At 50.8% G+C, this 17,263-nt stretch carries 16 protein-coding genes and 2 pseudogenes; 5 read left to right on the top strand and 13 right to left on the bottom strand.

Annotated features, from left to right (window positions below):
- The first annotated feature begins 400 nt into the window (after nt 1–400).
- Nucleotides 401–1,384: a CPBP family intramembrane glutamic endopeptidase gene (locus tag RJP21_RS28695; protein WP_310862263.1), complete on the top strand. Its 984-nt coding sequence runs from the start codon at nt 401–403 to the stop codon at nt 1,382–1,384.
- Between the two features lie 107 nt (nt 1,385–1,491).
- On the opposite strand, the gene RJP21_RS28690 is transcribed toward RJP21_RS28695, so the two are convergent.
- The 5 genes from RJP21_RS28690 to RJP21_RS28670 are packed head-to-tail and all read right to left on the bottom strand — an operon-like array spanning nt 1,492 to nt 6,132.
- Nucleotides 1,492–2,268 (bottom strand): ABC transporter permease, encoded by a 777-nt coding sequence (locus RJP21_RS28690; protein ID WP_310862262.1) that lies wholly within the window; start codon nt 2,266–2,268, stop codon nt 1,492–1,494.
- A gap of 20 nt (nt 2,269–2,288) precedes the next feature.
- Nucleotides 2,289–3,065 (bottom strand): ABC transporter ATP-binding protein, encoded by a 777-nt coding sequence (locus RJP21_RS28685; RefSeq protein WP_310862261.1) that lies wholly within the window; start codon nt 3,063–3,065, stop codon nt 2,289–2,291.
- 11 nt (nt 3,066–3,076) lie between these two features.
- Nucleotides 3,077–4,087: an ABC transporter substrate-binding protein gene (locus RJP21_RS28680; protein WP_310862260.1), complete on the bottom strand. Its 1,011-nt coding sequence runs from the start codon at nt 4,085–4,087 to the stop codon at nt 3,077–3,079.
- A complete protein-coding gene (locus tag RJP21_RS28675; protein WP_310862259.1) occupies nt 4,080–5,534 on the bottom strand; it encodes an aryl-sulfate sulfotransferase in 1,455 nt (484 codons plus the stop codon). The genes RJP21_RS28680 and RJP21_RS28675 overlap by 8 nt, the downstream gene beginning before the upstream one ends.
- Nucleotides 5,535–5,583: 49 nt before the next feature.
- Complete coding sequence (locus tag RJP21_RS28670) at nt 5,584–6,132, bottom strand: MarR family winged helix-turn-helix transcriptional regulator (RefSeq protein WP_310862258.1); 549 nt, start codon at nt 6,130–6,132, stop codon at nt 5,584–5,586.
- Between the two features lie 412 nt (nt 6,133–6,544).
- Here RJP21_RS28670 and RJP21_RS28665 point away from each other — a divergent pair, with 412 nt between their 5' ends.
- Complete coding sequence (locus tag RJP21_RS28665; protein WP_310862257.1) at nt 6,545–7,750, top strand: MFS transporter; 1,206 nt, start codon at nt 6,545–6,547, stop codon at nt 7,748–7,750.
- Between the two features lie 156 nt (nt 7,751–7,906).
- Here the strand turns inward: RJP21_RS28665 and RJP21_RS28660 are convergent, their stop codons facing one another.
- Together RJP21_RS28660 and RJP21_RS28655 are read right to left on the bottom strand one after the other, a co-directional pair.
- On the bottom strand, nt 7,907–8,731 hold the full coding sequence (locus RJP21_RS28660) for an ABC transporter permease (RefSeq protein WP_310862256.1): 825 nt from the start codon (nt 8,729–8,731) through the stop codon (nt 7,907–7,909).
- Entirely contained in the window at nt 8,728–9,702 is a 975-nt protein-coding gene (locus RJP21_RS28655; protein ID WP_310862255.1) for an ATP-binding cassette domain-containing protein, read from the bottom strand. Before RJP21_RS28655 ends, RJP21_RS28660 begins: the two co-directional genes overlap by 4 nt.
- A gap of 231 nt (nt 9,703–9,933) precedes the next feature.
- Between RJP21_RS28655 and RJP21_RS28650 the strand changes: the two genes are divergently transcribed.
- Nucleotides 9,934–10,716: a TioE family transcriptional regulator gene (locus RJP21_RS28650; RefSeq protein WP_310862254.1), complete on the top strand. Its 783-nt coding sequence runs from the start codon at nt 9,934–9,936 to the stop codon at nt 10,714–10,716.
- Nucleotides 10,717–10,829: 113 nt separating this feature from the next.
- Here the strand turns inward: RJP21_RS28650 and RJP21_RS28645 are convergent, their stop codons facing one another.
- A complete protein-coding gene (locus tag RJP21_RS28645; protein WP_310862253.1) occupies nt 10,830–11,537 on the bottom strand; it encodes a 2-phosphosulfolactate phosphatase in 708 nt (235 codons plus the stop codon).
- 180 nt (nt 11,538–11,717) lie between these two features.
- Here RJP21_RS28645 and RJP21_RS28640 point away from each other — a divergent pair, with 180 nt between their 5' ends.
- Both RJP21_RS28640 and comA read left to right on the top strand, forming a co-directional pair.
- Nucleotides 11,718–13,025: an MFS transporter gene (locus RJP21_RS28640; RefSeq protein WP_310862252.1), complete on the top strand. Its 1,308-nt coding sequence runs from the start codon at nt 11,718–11,720 to the stop codon at nt 13,023–13,025.
- 111 nt (nt 13,026–13,136) lie between these two features.
- Nucleotides 13,137–14,009 carry a phosphosulfolactate synthase gene (gene comA, locus RJP21_RS28635; RefSeq protein WP_310862251.1) on the top strand — a complete coding sequence of 291 codons (873 nt, stop codon included), beginning with the start codon at nt 13,137–13,139 and terminating at the stop codon, nt 14,007–14,009.
- Between the two features lie 36 nt (nt 14,010–14,045).
- Here comA and RJP21_RS28630 read toward each other — a convergent pair.
- From RJP21_RS28630 to RJP21_RS28610, 5 genes and pseudogenes are all read right to left on the bottom strand, one after another.
- Nucleotides 14,046–14,225: pseudogene (locus tag RJP21_RS28630) on the bottom strand (DNA-directed RNA polymerase subunit alpha C-terminal domain-containing protein); the annotation flags it as partial.
- A 221-nt stretch (nt 14,226–14,446) separates the two neighbouring features.
- Nucleotides 14,447–14,563: pseudogene (locus RJP21_RS28625) on the bottom strand (VOC family protein); the annotation flags it as partial.
- Between the two features lie 13 nt (nt 14,564–14,576).
- Nucleotides 14,577–15,008 carry a DUF1801 domain-containing protein gene (locus RJP21_RS28620; protein ID WP_310862250.1) on the bottom strand — a complete coding sequence of 144 codons (432 nt, stop codon included), beginning with the start codon at nt 15,006–15,008 and terminating at the stop codon, nt 14,577–14,579.
- Between the two features lie 80 nt (nt 15,009–15,088).
- Nucleotides 15,089–15,751 (bottom strand): HAD family hydrolase, encoded by a 663-nt coding sequence (locus RJP21_RS28615; protein WP_310862249.1) that lies wholly within the window; start codon nt 15,749–15,751, stop codon nt 15,089–15,091.
- Nucleotides 15,752–15,854: 103 nt separating this feature from the next.
- Nucleotides 15,855–16,844 carry a hypothetical protein gene (locus RJP21_RS28610; RefSeq protein WP_310862248.1) on the bottom strand — a complete coding sequence of 330 codons (990 nt, stop codon included), beginning with the start codon at nt 16,842–16,844 and terminating at the stop codon, nt 15,855–15,857.
- Nucleotides 16,845–17,263 lie beyond the last annotated feature (419 nt).

Below are 17,263 nucleotides of genomic sequence, written 5' to 3'. Positions count from 1 at the left end.
ATACGAAATACCAAGAATAGAATAGTTTTAGTCACGTTGATTCGGAGGAACCATGGCGTAGCGGCGGCTCCGATTTCAATCCTGCACATGTTTACGCAAGAAGGATAAGGTTGTATCAAAACATTCCGCAGCCTCCGGCGTATCTAGCTGAATTTGGTATTCATGCGGTACAACGCCGTGGGACGGTGGATAAAACAAGGAGGTCACGGGCACGTGGTCGGCTATTTTCCGCGGGAATTTTTCCGGAGATAAATATCCATCAAACAGACCGCAGGCACATTTAGCGGTCCGTAAACTTTTGACTCCTCCTCACGGAAATCGGGCACTCTATCAGTCACACATTATACGAAAACTTACTATATATAGTTATGTCAGATAGAAACCGAATCTGGCGAATGCCATGAAATTTCGGAAAGGAGGGTTTCATATTTCCCCTTTATCCATGATGTCCCGCAACCGGAAAGGGTCTCGCGTATTCTTCGACAATGAAGGAAAAATCCAGCTCTTCTGGCGCATTCTGCTGGGTTGGCTGGCGTTCGTGGCCGGGCTTGGGCTCGGCGTAGCCGCCGCCACCGCCGCCGGTTCATACGGGTTCCCCACCCTGGCACTTCAGCTCATTTTAGCGGTCGTCACAACCGGCGTTAGCGTACCGTTGATTTATGTATTGCGGCGTTATGCCGACAGGCGTCCTTGGAGCGGCTTGGGCTTGAGTTCGCCTCCGAAAGGTCTGCCTTATTTTCTGCTCGGGATGGGTCTTCTTGCTTTGCTGACGACGGCGACTCTCCTCATCGGCAGCGCGCTTGGGTGGCTGCGTGTCGTGGCTTTTCATTTGCCCGTAACGACCCTCTTCCTCGTCTTGATCAACTCGGCGATCGCTTTTTTCTATGAAGCGTTTCCCGAAGAGATGGCCTTCCGCGGTTATTTGTATCGGAACCTGAACACGAGGCTCCCGCGCTGGCTTGCCCTGATCATTCAGGTCGTCCTGTTCGTGCTTGCACCAGTGGCGCTAACCGCGTTGATGGTTCTTGCCGGCATTGCGACCTGGGATCAAATTACGGTGGACTATATGATCAATCTGGTCGCCTTCGGCACGATGTTGCAGCTATGCCGCATCCTTTCGGGCAACCTTTGGATGAATATCGGTTTCCATTTGGCATGGCTCGAGATGGTCCGGTATGTCGTCGTCCCTTCTCCGTCCGCGATCGTCGAAGTGGAGTATATTTCTCCGCTTGCCGGCTACCTGGTGAATATCGGAACCGTGGTGCTTGGCGTCATCGTACTCTTTGTCTGGTCGCTTCGAAAAAAGGTGGGTTGGAACCGGATTGAACCTGATCATCGGTCCGAATTCCAACATCTGACGTCTTTCCGAAGTACTGGCTGGTAGGCAACGCTAGCTCGAATATCCGCATGTTCACTTTGTACGATCCGCTGTCCAAAATCGTAAAAGGCACCCGATTTAACGCCATCGGGTGCCTTATCCATTTAAACAGCTTAACGTCTCAGTGACGTCGTGCTGACCACGCCGTACCTGGACAGCAGCTTCCGCCCGAGCAGCCCGACCGCCCGGTCCGTGAGAAATCCCATCAGCCCCAGGCAGATCAATCCAACGAAAATCCAGTCGGTGCGAAAAAACAACCGCGAATTCCAGATCAAATAACCGACGCCTTCGTTGGAAGCGATCATCTCCGCGCCGATGATCGCCATGAACGACGTTCCCATCGCAAGGCGGATGCCCGTAAAGATGTAAGGAACCGTCGACGGTATGATGACGTGGATGACGATCTGCCATTCCGATGCGCCCATGCTGCGGGCGGACCTGATTTTGTCCTCTTCGACGGATAAGACGCCGGTTAACGTATTCAGGATAACGATAAAAAATGTGGCGTACATAATCAGCATCACTTTGGACGTTTCCCCGATGCCGAACCACACGAGAAACAAGGTAATGAAAGCGATCGGCGGTATAAACCGGATAAAATTGAGGAACGGCTCCGCAAATGCCCGAATCGCCCCTACTTTTCCGATGACGATGCCGGCGGGCACGGCGATCAGGCTGCCGAGCGTCCAACCGACCAGCACGCGGTATGCGCTAATGCCGATATATTGCAGCAGCGTGCCGTCCGCAAGCAGCTCATAACCGCCTTTTGCCGTATACAGCGGTCCCGGAAGGATTTCCGGTCCATAGACCAGCGATATGAGCTGCCATAGAACCAAGATGACAATCCAGAAGATCATATTCAGCGGCGTTTTTTTGATTTTTGCGTTCATGACGTCCCTCCGTTCCTCCCCTACTCTTCAAAATGCGACTGGATCCGGTTGTACAATGCGTGGAACTCGGGCGCTGACATGTCGCGCGGATAAGCCAGCGGCACATCGTATACATGCGTAATTTTGGACGAAGGCCCCGCCGACATGATGCCGATGCGGCCGCCGAGCAGAAGAGCTTCCTGGATATCATGCGTCACGAAGATGACCGTTTTGTCGGTATCCTTCCAAATGTTCACCAGTTCCCTTTGCATCGTTCGCCGGGTCATCGCGTCGAGGGCTCCGAACGGTTCATCCATCAGCAGAATCCCCGGGTCGTTCGCGAGCACCCTTGCCAATTGGACCCGCTGTTTCATGCCGCCGGACAACTCGCGAGGGAATTTGTTCTCATGCCCACGGAGCCCTACAAGATCGATGAATCGATCCGATACCTCCTTCCGTTTCGCGGCAGGGATACGTTTCATGCGCAAGCCGAACTCCACGTTCTCCCTGACCGTCAACCATGGAAAAAGCGATGAATCCGCCTGCTGAAATACTACCGCGCGGTCCTGTCCCGGCCGATCCACCTCTTTTTCGCCAACCCGGACCTGTCCCGAGGTTTTGGACACGAATCCGGCGATCAAGCTGAGCAGAGTGGATTTTCCGCAGCCGCTCGGCCCGAGCAGGACGAAAAACTCCCCTCCCTTAACGACCAAATCCACGTCTTGAATAATGTAATGGAGATTTCCGGCACCCTGCGGTGCGTAGCTCTTATTCAGCCGTTCAATATGAATTTCGTTAGGCCTTGGCAATGCGCTCATCGGCTTCCCTCCTATTTCAATTCGATGACGCGGTCCGGAAACGCTTGGCGTACCGGGTCCAGATTCAGTTTCTTTTTCAGGTCAAAATCCTTTTCGATGATCTTGTTCTCGACCATGTATTTCTTCTGACCGATCAATCCCTCGTATGCTTTTTCCGTGAAGCCGATATTCCACGGATTTTTCGGAAGATCCTTTAACGTCGCCTCCCGGGGCTGCTTTACTTCGTCGTACATGATATCCGCCGTCTCTTCCGGGTGGGCCTGCGCGTACGCCGAGGCTTCGTCCAACGCTTTCAGCAGCTCCACAATCCCTTCCTTGTTTTCCTTGATGATTTGATTGGAAGCAATCAGTCCCGTGCCGAGCCGCACCGGCGTTTTGGACATATCCGACAGCTCATAGGCTTCCTCCAGCGCGGCGAATTTTTGGTTGAGCACCGCTCCATATACCCATGCCGCATCAATTTCGCCTTTTTTGAGCGCGACGTACGTTTCATCAAAACCTCCTTGCCCTACAAGCGTTACGTCGGACAGAGAGACACCGTTTTGCTGCAGGTAAACGTCCCAAAGGTACGGGATAAACGTCCCTCTCGAAAAGCTCAGCTTCTTCCCTTTGAGCTCCGACGCGCCGGCGATTTCCTTGCGAACAAACAGTTTCCATTCGCTTGCGCTCACATCGGTGGCCGTGCCGGAAGAGGCAAAAATCGAATAATCTCCTTTGCTGACCGCGTTAAGCAGCGGGAAATCGGCCCCAAAAGCCACGTCTACCTGCTTGATGAACAAGGAATTTACCCCTTCGGCGGGAGTCGCGAAGTTTACCAGCTCGGCATCGATGCCGTGTTTTTCGAAAAAGCCCTTTTTCTTGGCGACGCGGAAAACCGTATTGGTCGAAATATCGGCGATCTTAAGCTTTAATTTGCCGCCATGGTTTGATCCCGCTGCCGTTCCGCAAGCCGCAAGGAGCAAAGCCGACAGCAGCATGGCCAAGACGATGAGGCTGAAGCGCCGGATATGCAGCTTATTCATCGCGGCCGCTCTCCTTCCTGACTTCTTCGTCCGTCGTGGCGACGCAGAAGGCACCTTCCCCGTAGGATACCGTCCCTTCAACTTCTACAGCCGTTAAGGCTCCTCTGGCAGCAGCCCCCGGCAGACGGAAGTCGGCGACATCGATGGAGGCGATTTCCGTTTCGACCGGCTTCTCCAGCTGCGGGATCCATTCGTATGGAACCCGGTAAGCGCGGTAAACCATGTTGGAATTTCGTTTGTTTTTGTACGGGGAAATGTATTCCCATACGAGTTCATGCTCGGGCGTCACTTCGAAGATCCTTCCGTCGGCTCCTTCCGTAATGAGCGTATTGCCGTTCGGAAGACGCTGCGCGGAACTGATATAAGGGCTATAGAAACGGTATGAGTCAAGCGGCGCCTGGAAACCAGCCTCCGTCGGCGTATACTGCCATTCGATATCCAGCGTCACCGGATTGATCTCCAAAATGCGTGAATGGTCGCGGCGCGCCACCTTTAGCCCATCCGGAGCTTCGGGGTTCGGACTGCCGTAGCCGCCCCAGCCGCCGTTGTCGAATACGAGGATGTTTCCTTCTCCGGGCAATCCTTGAGGAATGAGATGAGCATGGTGCTGGCCGATAATCCAGCCGATATGCTCCGTTTCTTTGGACGAGTAGTCCGGGCCAAGCCTCCACACGATCTTTCCGGATTGTTTATCGATAATGGCGATAATATTGGATTCGCGGGCGTCCCATATCAGATTGTCGGGATGGAAACGCTCGTCGCCCGCATCGTAATGTTTGTTCGGGCCAAGGACCGATACGGAGTTGATATGCATCCAGTCTCCCGAGTGCGTACCGAACGCCCGTGTATTGGGATCGCGGAACAAAGCCTGCTTGGCGGCATCGTCGAATCCCAACTCGTCGAAATGGTCGCTGACCGCCCATTCCCAAACGACGTTTCCTTCCCAGTCCACTTCGATGATCGTATCGTCCAACAGTTCGGTGTCCGAAATGTCGGGCCGATTCACGTTTTTATGCGCAAGAATGATCGTGTTCCCTCCGTCAACCTTGGGCGTCAGCCCCGGGGCATAATAGCCGACCGGGTTGCCTTCCCGCTGATAGTCATGATGCTGGCGCGCCATCCACTGCGCGGGATGTCCCGGATCTTCGATCCATGCGTAACGGTCGAATTTCCAAACGATATTCCCATCCCAGTCCACCTGCACCAGATTGGCCTCGTCCTGAAAACCGTATTTCGGATCGCGTTCCGACGTGCTGCCCAGCACGTAACCGCCGGGAAAAATTTTGTTCGGAAAGCCCCGCAAGCCTTTCCATAGCCGAACCTCCCTGCCGTTCATGTCGATCAGGAGCGCGCCGGTGTCGGCCGCCTGATAAATCGTGTACCCGCTCCAGGCTTTGCCTGGCCGATAAACCGTCGTTCCGGTCGGATAAATCGTCGGATGTCCCATAACATGTTTCTCCTTTCCCTCTACCCTAAAAGTTTTTTCTTCTCCATTCTCAATAGGAAACAAACCTGTTGGATCGCTTGCCGCTCTTCGCATGACCCTCCGCTTCAAAGGTTTTGTCTTTCTCAGACGGCTTCGTTGTTCGTATGACCGCATCGGCAAAGCCATCCAACCGCGCATGCAGCCGCCCGAACAAAGAACTTAAATGATCCAGTTCGGCGGGTGAAAATGAACCAAAAAGCGTATCGATCATGTAGGTACCTGCCTCCTTGTGGCGTTCGAGCATTTCTTTCCCTTGTTCGGTGATGTCCAGAGACACCGCTCTCCGGTCCGATTCGCTCCGTTTCCGCACGGCAAATCCGAGTCCCTCCAGCTTGTCGCAGATCGCGGTAACGGCGCCCGACGTAAAATCAAGCTGTTCCCCCAAGTCGCCAAGCCTTTGTTCCCCGTCTCGCATAATCGTGTTAAGGATGAGCATGCCGGGAAGGGGTACGCCTTCAATCGTGATTTTGTCGCGCTCTTTCACGAACCTTCGGACCAATTTACGAAAATGCCAATCCGCTTCTTCCATTCGCGCCCAGTCTTTTTCTTTGTCGTTCATGCCTCTCCTTTCGGTGTGATCGACCTTTCTTTTGTCTGATTTTTAAAAATGACCTTCCCTGACCCGTTGTCGCGAACGTTTGCCGGGAAACAGAAAAGGCCCCCCGGTCTCAACCGGCATTTTTCCGGTTTCGATCGCAGGAGCCTTTGGTGGACCAATCGGCTGATGATTTTGTTTAATGTTGAAATAACGAGCGTTCATTCAATGAACAATAACCTGTTGGGCTTGACGTAAGATTAATCCAATTATTCACACCTGTCAAGTGGGTTATTAGACGATTTTGATTTTTTCGAGTCCGCTTACTTGAAGGCTCTCCCATCATAACAAGATTCGACAAATTTCTGTTGACTTGAAAAGCCTTTCATCCTGTAAGATCAAAAAGAATATACATAGACAACCAGGAGAAGAAACCATGACCAGAAAAAAAGAAACCATCCTTATTTTCGCCTTCACTTTTGCCGCTTTCATCCTCGGCACAACCGAGTATGTCATTGTCGGGTTGTTGAAGGACATCAGCTTGTCCCTTGGCATTTCGGTTGCCGCTGCAGGCATTCTCGTCTCCAGCTTCGCGATCGCTTATGCGGCAGGAACGCCGTTTGCCGTCAGTTTTCTGGGCCGCGTTCCTCGCCATATCACGATTTTGTCGGCCTATGCCGTACTGCTCTTTTTTAATGCATTAACCGTTTTGGCGGGATCATTCGCTTTGATGTTCGTGATACGGGTCGTGACGGCCATTTTGTGCGGGTTGACGTTATCCTTGTCGATCGCCGCGGCCAGCGAACACATCGGCGGTTCGCGCCGGGCCGGCGCGGTCGCTTGGATTATCGGAGGATTTTCCATCGCCAACGTTCTTGGCGTCCCGCTTGGAACCTTCGTCGGGCAAATGCTGGGCTGGCAGTCGGCTTTTATCGTCACTTCCGTCGTCGGCGTCATTCCGTTCATCCTGATCGCTTTCGTGCTGCCCAAAAGCGACACCCGCAGCGTCAGCTCGATGAAACAGCAATTCGCTTTGTTCAACAATCGGCGGATTCGTCTTGCCTTTTTTATACCGGTATTAGGTGTCGGCTCCGTTTTTATCGTGTATACGTACATCACTCCTCTTTTGGAAAACGTGCTGGGCATTCCGCAAGCATGGACAAGCGCGGTACTGCTGGGATACGGCGGCTTAACGATCTTGAGCAACTGGATCGGCGCCAAAGTCGCGCAAGGCCATTCGAGGGTCAAATTAAAAGCGATTTTTCTGATTCAAAGCGGCCTTATGCTGGCGCTGGGCCTGACGCTTCGTTTGACTTGGCTTGCTCTGCTCTGCGTCATGCTTGTCGCCCTGTTTTCGTATGCGCTAAGCGCGGCCGTCCAGCTCTACCTGATCGATTTGGCGGATGCGGCGGGAGGCGGCTCGAAGGACTTCGCTTCTACGCTGATGCCTGTGGCATCCAATTTGGGTATTGCCATGGGCTCGCTGCTCGGAAGTTTTGTCGTGGACCGAATTGGTCTCGCGTATTTGCCGTGGGCGGCGCTTGCGTTCGCCATCGGCGCTTTTGCCGTAACCTCCCGCTGCCATCAGCTGGACCAGGAGGAGTCGGGATTCGCCGCCGTTTCTTCCGTCCGGCCGACATGAGTATCCGAGCCAATTCGAACCTTCAAAGCGCTGCGACCGGAACATTCCGGTCACGGCGCTTTTTTTGGAATCATGTATAAAGGGGGCTTATGTTTGCGGCGTGCCGTTCCTATATGCGAAGCTTAGACTGAGGCAACCTAACGAACCGCACTCTTTTTATTCATTCGTTTTTCGACGGTAAAGCCAAAATGCCAAGGTCATGAATACGAACATGATCAATCCGAGCACGGCTAGCGAGGTGATCAGCACTGAAACTTTCGACGTGCCGTGCATCAGTCCCCGGGCGGCTGCGGACGCCAAGCTGACAGGGTTGTAAGCGACGATCCGGCCCAGCCAATCCGGCATGGTGGACGTATCCGCAAACACGTTGCTGGTGAACATGAGCGGGTACAGCGCAATGTATGACATCGTGGTAAGGGTTTCTGTTTTTTTGACGACGATTCCGATGCAGGCAAAAATCCAGCTTAAGCTGAATGCGTAAAACATGACCAGGGCAAACGCGAGAAGAAATCCGGCTATGCCGGCCTCCGGTCGAAAACCGAGCAGCAGGCCGAGCCCGAACGTCGTAAGGATGGCCGCCGCAAACGACAGCAGATGGATGGCCATCGTGCCAATCATCGCCGCCGGCTGCCAGAAAGGAAGGGTCCTGAACCGGTTGAACACGCCCCGTTCGATATCGGTTTTGATCCCGATTCCGATATAAACCGTCATCGTGGTGACCGTATAGACCAGCATCCCCGGAAGCAGAAATTGCAGGTAATCGCCCGGCGATCCGGAGATGGCCCCGCCGAACAGATAAGTAAAAATCAACAAAAAAATCGCCGGAAAAACAACCGAATCGATCGCTAAAAAATGAATTCTACCGATCGTTTTTCGCCAGGAGCGCCAGATGAAGGTCGACACGGCATGCATCGCGCTTGCTCTTTTCGGGCGTTCATCCACGTTCATGGTCGTTAAAACCCTGGATGGCATCCGGTTCATCGAATCCCCTCCTCTGCCGCTTCTTCTTGGACAGCCTTGCCGGTCAAAGCCAGGAAAACTTCATCAAGGCTGGGTTGGCCAAGCGAAAATTGAACCGTTCCGATGCCTTTCCCGGACAGTTCGGCAAGCGCCAATGCCGCCAGTTCCGGGTTCGAGACGGACGCCGTAATCAAGGCGGGATCGTCATGGATATGGACAGCCGTTCCGAGTACACGGTTCATTGCTTGTTCGGCGTCCGCCCGCTGCTCCGAATGGCTGAGCCGGACCTGAATCGTTCCCGATCCGATTGAAGCTTTCAGTTCACCCGGACTCCCTTCCGCGATGACCGTTCCCCCGTCGATGACCGCTAGACGGTCGGCAAGCTGGTCGGCTTCCTCGAGATACTGGGTTGTGAGCAGCACCGTCGTCCCCCGTTTCACCAGAATCCGGACAATTTCCCACACGTCGTTTCGGCTTCGCGGATCCAATCCGGTCGTCGGTTCATCCAAAAACAGCAGATCCGGCGCCACAAGCATGGCTGCAGCGATATCCAGCCTTCGCCGCATGCCTCCCGAGTATTTGCCGGCTTCTCTGCCGGCAGCCTCGCGCAAGCCGAAACCGTCCAGCAGTTCTTCGGCCCGGGCCCGGGCCGCTTTGGCTCCATACCCCGCAAGCCTTGCGAACAGCACAAGATTGTCGCGCCCGCTAAGCTCCTCATCCACCGCGGCGAATTGGCCGGTTAACCCGATCCTTCGACGAACGGCATCGGCTTCACGAACGACATCAAGCCCGAAGATTCGTACGGTTCCCGCGTCCGGACGCAGAAGCGTGGACAAAATATGAACCAGCGTCGTTTTCCCGGCCCCGTTCGGACCAAGAATGCCGTATACCGTTCCCCGCTCCACGCTTAGATCCAAACCTTTCAACACTTCCCGCGTTCCATATGCTTTTCTTAAACCTTGCACTTCAATGGCGTATTCCCTTTTTGCCATCGTTCCACCCGCTTTCTTTTTGGTTGTGTTTTTGTTGCTTTTTACTGAAAATCCGACTTACAACCAAATTTTATAACACTCATGCAAATGCGAAGGTTTATGTTATTATCTTTTGCATTCAAGCATATTTGATCAACAAAGTTTGACATGTCGCTTGAAGGTTTTGGTGAAGAGTTTGCTTTTCCGGAATCCATTTGGTAGTATAAATCCAATTCATGGGAGGGATGGGGAATGCGCTATTACAAGCCGATCGAAATTGCCAGGGAGCTATTCATCAGTACAAGCGCTCTGCGGCATTATGAATCCTGGGGGGTTGTACCCGCTCCCGAACGTTCGAAACACGGTTACCGCCTTTACACACAGGTCCACTTGGCTTATTTTCGGTGCCTGCGGTCGATGTTTTACGGATTTGGCGTGGGCATCACCTGCAAAGTCCTGCGGCTGATTCAGTCAGGCGACATGAATGAAGCCTTCTGGCTTGTCAATGAGGAACAGGCGCGGCTGCAGCACGAAAAATCGGTTGCGGAGCAGACGCTCGACTTGCTGCAAAACCCCGATCTTCCGCTTGTCCCTAACGGCAAATTAAAAAACCGCATGACGATCGGCGAAGCCGCGGCGCTTACCGGCGTGCAGCCTTCAGCCATCCGGCACTGGGAAAAGGAAGGGCTGATCACGCCCGTGCGTGACCCGGAAAATGGCTACAGGCTGTTCACCCCCGTGCATATCAGGCAAATTTTATTGATACGAACCTTGCGGAAGACGGTCTATTTCTTGGAGAACATGAAGGAAATCGTGCATGCCGTCGAGCATCAAAGCCTCGAAAAAGCGAAAAAAGTAACGCTGGAGGCGTTATCGAGCATCCATGACCGCAACCGGAAGCAATTTTACGGCGTCCATCTGCTGGTCGAACTTTGCATCGAAGTCGGCCTGATCGATCCGAAGGAATATCAAAAAAATATTTGGTACGATTATTACAACAAAACGGAACAGGATTCTCCCGTAAGCGAAAGTTAAAGCCCGAATGACAAAGCCCATTTCCTCCGCGCCGGAATAACGTTTTGTTTTGCCATAAAAAATAAGAATCCCTCCGGCTGCCGAAAATGCAAAAAGCCCGAGTTCGGGCTTCCTTATATCCCGCCACCCCCGGCCGGGACCTTTTCGATAATGGGCGCGCCGCCGACCACCCGTACTTTCATGACGAAATCCGAAGGCAGTTCCTGAACGCAACAGGAGATGTCTTCTTTTAAAAATTCCGGCTGCTCCCGATCATAAAATTTCTGCGCCGCTTCCGACCCGCGGATCCGTTTTATCGTGCACTCTGCGGATATCGGGTTTGCACCTTCCAGAATCCCCGATATATACTGCGCGCAAGCCAAATCGTCATCTCCCGTCGGATGCGAGGCGATCAAATGGATCGTCATGTCATCATATTTCCGTAGGTTCCGCTTGATGAACTCCGCCGTCGTTCTGGCATTGGTAAAACCCGTAACGAAAACATGCTCCGCATGTAATGCGTTTAAAGTCGCGGCGACGCCGTTTGTCGTCTTTTGGATCATATATTTTCCTTCGAAATCGAAAGTTTGCAATCGTGCCGGCGAATTGTCGAGCTCGAACCCCGGGATCGGCAATCCCCGGATCTCTCCGGCCAACAGAAACGCGGGATTGCGTTTTTTCAGGAGGAGAGCCTCGTCTACCGTACCTGCCAGCACGATTCCCCTTAGACCGCGCCGAAACGCGTAGTGCGCCACGGTAAAAGCCCGGATCACGTCAATGACAACATTGATATGCGAAGCTTCCAGGGCATGCTTGTGTCCTTGAACAATCCGAATAGGCATGTGACATCCCCTTTCACCAAACTGTACCGAAGTGTCTTAATACAACCAGTATATTTGCCTATGGAGAAGAGGTGATTTATTTTTGGCCGCATCCTTGCATGGAATGTTAATATTCGCATGCGGCAATACTAACCGGGATGGCGCGAGCTTTTGTGAAAATACGGTCCGAGGAGCGGAATCATGGAAAAGACAAAATCACGCAAACTGAACATCAGCTTCGAAAGCGATATCGACTTGTCTTTAGATGAGAGCATCGAAAACGAAAAATCGGAAGCGAAGCAATCCCAAGCCGGCGGCTCCAAGGGGCAAATATGGGAGTTCATCGCGCTTGCCACCATTCCGATCGTGCTCGTTTTCGGCAACTCCATGCTGGTTCCGGGGCTTCCCCAAATGCAAAAGGAGCTTGGCATCAGCAAATTTCAAAGCAGCTTGATCATTTCCATTTTTTCCTTGGCGGCAGGTTTGTTCATCCCGCTGATCGGGTATTTGTCGGATCGGTTCGGACGCAAGGTCGTCATCATTCCTGCGCTGATCATCTACGGTGCAGCCGGTATCCTCGCCGGTTTCGGTGCGATTTGGGACTCCTATACCGTTATTATCATCGCAAGAGCGATTCAAGGTTTTGCCGCTGCCGGAACCGCTCCCATAGCCATGGCACTCGTCGGCGATTTGTATGAAGGCGGGACGGAAAGCAAGGCGCTTGGCCTCATCGAAGCATCCAACGGCGCAGGCAAAGTACTCAGCCCGATTATCGGTTCATTGCTGATGTTGATTGTTTGGTACGCCTCATTTTTCGCGTTTCCCGTGTTCTGCGCGTTATCGCTGGTTGCAGTCATTTTTTTGATCAAGGAACGAAAGCGCAGCCAGAAACAGGAATTGAAGCAGTACCTCGGCAAAATCAAGGACATTTTCAAAGAAAAAGGCCGGTGGCTCGTCACTTCTTTTTTTGCCGGCTCGCTGGGGCTTTTTATTTTATTCGGCGTGCTTTTTTATTTATCCAACATCCTCGAAGACAAGCCATACCATATCGACGGCGTCTTAAAGGGGTTGATTCTGGCCATTCCGCTGCTGGGGATGGTTATTACCTCCTACACGACCGGCAGCGTGATCAAGAAAAAAGGCCTGCTGATCCGCTTGCTGATGAATATCGGGTTGCTGGCGATGACCGTTTCACTGGCCGCTACCCTCTTTTTCCTGAAAAACATTTACGTGTTCATCGGCTTGCTGACGATCAGCAGCATTGGGACAGGCTTACTCCTTCCTTGCTTGAATACGATCATTACCGGCGCAGTCGAAAAAAGCGAGCGCGGCATGATCACGTCCCTTTACAACAGCTTGCGGTTTTTAGGGGTAGCCATTGGCCCTCCATTATTCGGGTGGATGATGGACAAATCCGATAAAGTGGTGTTTATTACGGTGTCTTCTCTCTCTTTGATTACTTTGGGATGCGTGTTCTTCTTGATTAAACCTCCCCGGAAGGTCGGCTGATCCGGCTGTTCATTCATGGATTGGGATGGGCACCTGCCGTCCTTCATGCGCATAATATACCAGTGTCATTTCGATGAAACGACAATTCCAACAGAATTGAGGAGATCCTGAATGAACAATTCCCTGCGTGCAGTTTGGCCCATGGAGTTATGCGACCCGAGCGGGCTGCGCGAACATTCCGAAACGGAGAGAAGTAGCCGGGAAAATGTAGGGGACGCAAACCACGGCATCACGATGGTCATTGACAAAGGTTTGGGCAGAAACGCGTTTTCCGACCTGATCGAAACCGCCTCGGATTACATCAGCTGCATTAAATTCGGTTTTGGAACGGCCCCGCTTTATAAAACGGAAATTTTGATGCACAAGATCCATCTGGCCAAGCAAAACGGAATCATGGTCATGCCGGGCGGAACTCTGCTTGAAACGGCCGTGCAGCAGGATCAGGTTTCGGGCTTTTTCAAAACGATATGCAGCCTCGGCTTCAACGCCGTCGAAGTGTCCGACGGGACGATCGAGCTTCCCCGCAATAAACGTACGGAGCTGATCAAGGAAGGAAAACAGCTCGGTCTTCGGGTATTGACGGAATATGGGAAAAAGTTGTCCGGCTCCCTGATCGATGCCGCCAGACTTGCGGAAACGATGGAATCCGATTTGGCTGCAGGCGCCGAATTTTTGACGGTGGAAGCCCGCGAATCGGGCGTCGGCGTCGGCGTGTTCGACAATAATGGCGATTGCAAGGAAAAAGTGATCGACGATATCATGGAGTTTGTGCCGGAACCAAACCGGCTGATTTGGGAAGCGCCGCTCAAGCAGCAACAAGCGATGTTCCTCCGTAAATTCGGATCCAACGTGCATTTGGGGAATATCCCGCCCGGCGAAGTTTTTGCCCTGGAAGCGATGCGCCGCGGCCTTCGCCAGGATACGTTTGAATTAGGGGTCAAAGAGAAGGCTGCCACTGCCGAAGAGTTTTTTTACATGATTTAATTAACTACCCCATACCTACCGGCTTCGCGGTTCACGTCAGTTTTTGAATGAAAGCCCCTCTTCCGCCAATGCAGCCCGAAGTTTAGGCATCGATGCCGGCCCCATGCCGTGAAACTTCAAAATTTCTTTTTCGCTGTATTCAGACAATTTTTTCAATGAGGTGATTCCATTATTTTCGAGCGCCCTTCTTGCCGGTGCAGATAGAACCGAAAGAAAATCTCCTTTTGATGTCGACATGATCCATTTTCCCCTTCCCTTTGGGTAGATTTATTATTTTGTATACATTCGTTGAATGCTTCGGCAAATCCTATCTGATTCAAAAAAAATGATATGCTTCATTTTCTTGATCATAGAAAAAAGGCTGCTTTACGGGCAGCCTATTCTTCATGCGGATGACATGTTGCGGCGGAATCGTATTTATTTTCAATGAACCGATTTTATTTCATTCGTTGCCGGACTGGATGGTCTTCGTTCAACTGCAACAAATCCCATAGGTTTCCATATAGGTTTTTAAACACAGCAACCATTCCATACGGCTGTTCTTTGGGCACTCTGATGTGCTGCATCCTAAATGTCTTTCGTCACATCAATCCACTTATTTACAACTTGCTTTAGGCTTTCCTTTTTTAGTTCTATTTCATCTAATGACCTGAATCTAATTGCAGCCCGATCCCCGGCCAACCATTCCAAGAGCTCTGTTGAGTCTTCAAAGAGAGGTTTTCCTTTAGCATGCTCGGTAACTTTCGAACCACAATGAAAAATGAGCCGAAACCCTTCTTTGCCATGCAAGTTAAAAGTTATCCGATCGTCACCATGAATAAAATAGCTCGGCGCATTCCACTTAATGTGTTCTGACAGCTGGTCATTAGCTTCTCGAATGATGCTTCTTACATATTCAATTTCAGGCTTTAATGGATGATTAAGTTCGCTTAGAAATTTTTCTACTTGTTCTTGTCCAGTCAGTTTTTTAGTTATATTGTTATCCTTTTTGGCTTTCATTTTTTCCTCCTCCTAAAAAATGATTTAAATAATTGTTCCGTCAGATTTCAGCTAACGTTCTTGTATTCACGACGCCCCCCTTATATGATCGCCCCGTCATCTACGAATAACTTCTTCACAAAATCATGTATGTGTGCGTATACGTAATCCGGTTTGATTAAAAATTCGCTTCCATGTGAATTCTTCAACCAGTTTACTCCTACGGTTTGTACGTTTGCTCTTTTTCCGGCTTCGATATCTGCGTTACTATCCCCCACAAACAAAGTTTCCGCTGGTGAGCAGCCCAATGCATTCATGGCTTTTAAAATACCCTCTGGATGCGGTTTTGGGTCAACTACATCATCGCCGGTTATTGAGACCTTAAATAAATCTTTTGAAAAAAGATGCTTTATCGATATTTCATAACTTCTTCGTGCCTTGCCTGTAACGATTCCTGTCTTAATCCCTTTACTATGTAATCGATGAATTAATTCATCGACTTCGTGGTTCTTGCTTACAAAGTTCTTATGTTCATTCTCATAGTAAAAGTAATAATCCTCCATTGCTTCGTTTATTCGATCTTTACTTTTTAGGTTTTGTTGAATTATTCCTGTCTCTGATGGGCCAAACATCGAAATGATTTCTTGTACGGATAAGTCTCTATGATCATATTTATTAAATACTTTTTGGAATGAATAAAAACAAATGGGAAGTGTGTCGGCCAGCGTTCCATCAAAATCAAACAACACTGCATTAATTTTCATCGAGGCCACTCTCCTGAAATTTGATTTTTACGAGGCCCGGAATGATTTTGTATGCTTCTCATACAATGACAGCCATGTTGGTCAATATTATTCTTGACTTCAATCACGCTTTCTTCAATGAAAACAGAATATAGATCGTATCAATTTCATGGAATTCTTCTAAAACCCACGAGGTTTGGGTTAAGATTCGCTGCAACCCCTCCAGCCCAAGATAGCGGATTTGCACTCCAATAAACTCCGTAAAACCCAGGTAGCCGGGATTGACATGCGCCCGATCAAAAATTAAGGAGCCTGTCACACGGGCGTCCGCCGGGGAGTTGGTATAGAAATGGTTTAAATTTTCAATGATGTCCGAGTCCGAACCGTACTCAAAAAGCCCGCCCTCCGATGAACAGAGTTGAATCCAGCCGGATCGTTCCAAACTCATTTGCAGTAGTGCCTCCGGCCCGCTCCAGTCATAATGAATCATGTTGAGGGTAATGTCCAGGCCATGAAACCGTTCCCCCGGCTGCTTCAAAACATCGATGCACCGTTTTGCGAAATTGGGGCCGTAGGTATCGATATCTAAAATGTTGATTTCAATCTTCCGTCCCTTGAGCAATTCCGGGTCCGATTCCTGAATTAGAATTAGAGTGTTGATACTGTCGGGAGCGGGCCCCCCGGCAATATTGTAGAAACAAAGGTTCCGTTCGGGGAAATCCTTGAGTTGGGCCAGCAAAATTTTCGACTGGATCCGGCAAAGATCCCTCAACCTGATCCGAAGTCCCATGAAAGAGGTTTGCTTCACCGCCCACTTGTCCCGGAATCCTAATTTTATGCCCCGGCTTAAGTCAGGACCAAGTTTGTACAGCAACGTACGCATGCCGCCTAGATAGGAATTGTCAACGTTCGACATTTTCACAAAAATGTTCCGGATAAAGCCAGGCATCTTCTTTAATGATTCAATGCTCCGGGCTGATTTGAGACAGCTCAAATGGTAAGCCTGTTCATCAATGCTTGCTTTGAAAAGAGGATGAGTAATATCGAGGATCGGTAATTGAATTTCATTCTCGAAAACGGCATAGGGAATACGCTGATCTAGATTGGCCTTCATAATTTTCAAATCCACCTCACTTGAACAAAGAGTTTAATCTAACTAAAACCCAAAGCGAGCGTAATTGATCTTCTCGGAAGGATTCCGGGGCTCGAAACATTTCGCAACTCCCCCTGCCGTTTCGGCTTTCTTTCTACAGTGCTCTGCTGCCTTTTGATAACCGTTATGTATTAAAAAGTTATTCATCTAAGCTTACTTATCATTTGTGAAATACAGAACTCTAACCAACTCATCAAAACTATTACGCGAAATGATTTCCGGTAACGTTCTTGGATCTACGGCTCCGGAAGCTTATGGCGACGAAGGCACCGGGGGGCTCTGCCACTTATCCTCAATGCTTGTCCAAGACTCGCTCCCCTGCCAATAGCTTCTAGCGGACAATGGGACGGCTCCATTGCCAATCGTATACTTTCCCGACG

It is taken from the genome of Paenibacillus sp. VCA1 (genome assembly GCF_031583795.1).
Lineage (GTDB): Bacteria > Bacillota > Bacilli > Paenibacillales > Paenibacillaceae > Paenibacillus_AQ > Paenibacillus_AQ albilobatus.
The sequence above is the reverse complement of the archived record's forward strand: the minus strand, read 5'-3'. Positions and strand labels throughout refer to the sequence as shown.

Excerpts from the sequence above, each read along its gene's own strand:
- RJP21_RS28695 (WP_310862263.1), top strand. The coding sequence starts at position 401 with ATGAAATTTCGGAAAGGAGGGTTTCATATTTCCCCTTTATCCATGATG.
- RJP21_RS28690 (WP_310862262.1), bottom strand. The coding sequence starts at position 2,268 with ATGAACGCAAAAATCAAAAAAACGCCGCTGAATATGATCTTCTGGATT.
- RJP21_RS28685 (WP_310862261.1), bottom strand. The coding sequence starts at position 3,065 with ATGAGCGCATTGCCAAGGCCTAACGAAATTCATATTGAACGGCTGAAT.
- RJP21_RS28680 (WP_310862260.1), bottom strand. The coding sequence starts at position 4,087 with ATGAATAAGCTGCATATCCGGCGCTTCAGCCTCATCGTCTTGGCCATG.
- RJP21_RS28675 (WP_310862259.1), bottom strand. The coding sequence starts at position 5,534 with ATGGGACATCCGACGATTTATCCGACCGGAACGACGGTTTATCGGCCA.
- RJP21_RS28670 (WP_310862258.1), bottom strand. The coding sequence starts at position 6,132 with ATGAACGACAAAGAAAAAGACTGGGCGCGAATGGAAGAAGCGGATTGG.
- RJP21_RS28665 (WP_310862257.1), top strand. The coding sequence starts at position 6,545 with ATGACCAGAAAAAAAGAAACCATCCTTATTTTCGCCTTCACTTTTGCC.
- RJP21_RS28660 (WP_310862256.1), bottom strand. The coding sequence starts at position 8,731 with ATGAACCGGATGCCATCCAGGGTTTTAACGACCATGAACGTGGATGAA.
- RJP21_RS28655 (WP_310862255.1), bottom strand. The coding sequence starts at position 9,702 with ATGGCAAAAAGGGAATACGCCATTGAAGTGCAAGGTTTAAGAAAAGCA.
- RJP21_RS28650 (WP_310862254.1), top strand. The coding sequence starts at position 9,934 with ATGCGCTATTACAAGCCGATCGAAATTGCCAGGGAGCTATTCATCAGT.
- RJP21_RS28645 (WP_310862253.1), bottom strand. The coding sequence starts at position 11,537 with ATGCCTATTCGGATTGTTCAAGGACACAAGCATGCCCTGGAAGCTTCG.
- RJP21_RS28640 (WP_310862252.1), top strand. The coding sequence starts at position 11,718 with ATGGAAAAGACAAAATCACGCAAACTGAACATCAGCTTCGAAAGCGAT.
- comA (WP_310862251.1), top strand. The coding sequence starts at position 13,137 with ATGAACAATTCCCTGCGTGCAGTTTGGCCCATGGAGTTATGCGACCCG.
- RJP21_RS28620 (WP_310862250.1), bottom strand. The coding sequence starts at position 15,008 with ATGAAAGCCAAAAAGGATAACAATATAACTAAAAAACTGACTGGACAA.
- RJP21_RS28615 (WP_310862249.1), bottom strand. The coding sequence starts at position 15,751 with ATGAAAATTAATGCAGTGTTGTTTGATTTTGATGGAACGCTGGCCGAC.
- RJP21_RS28610 (WP_310862248.1), bottom strand. The coding sequence starts at position 16,844 with ATGAAGGCCAATCTAGATCAGCGTATTCCCTATGCCGTTTTCGAGAAT.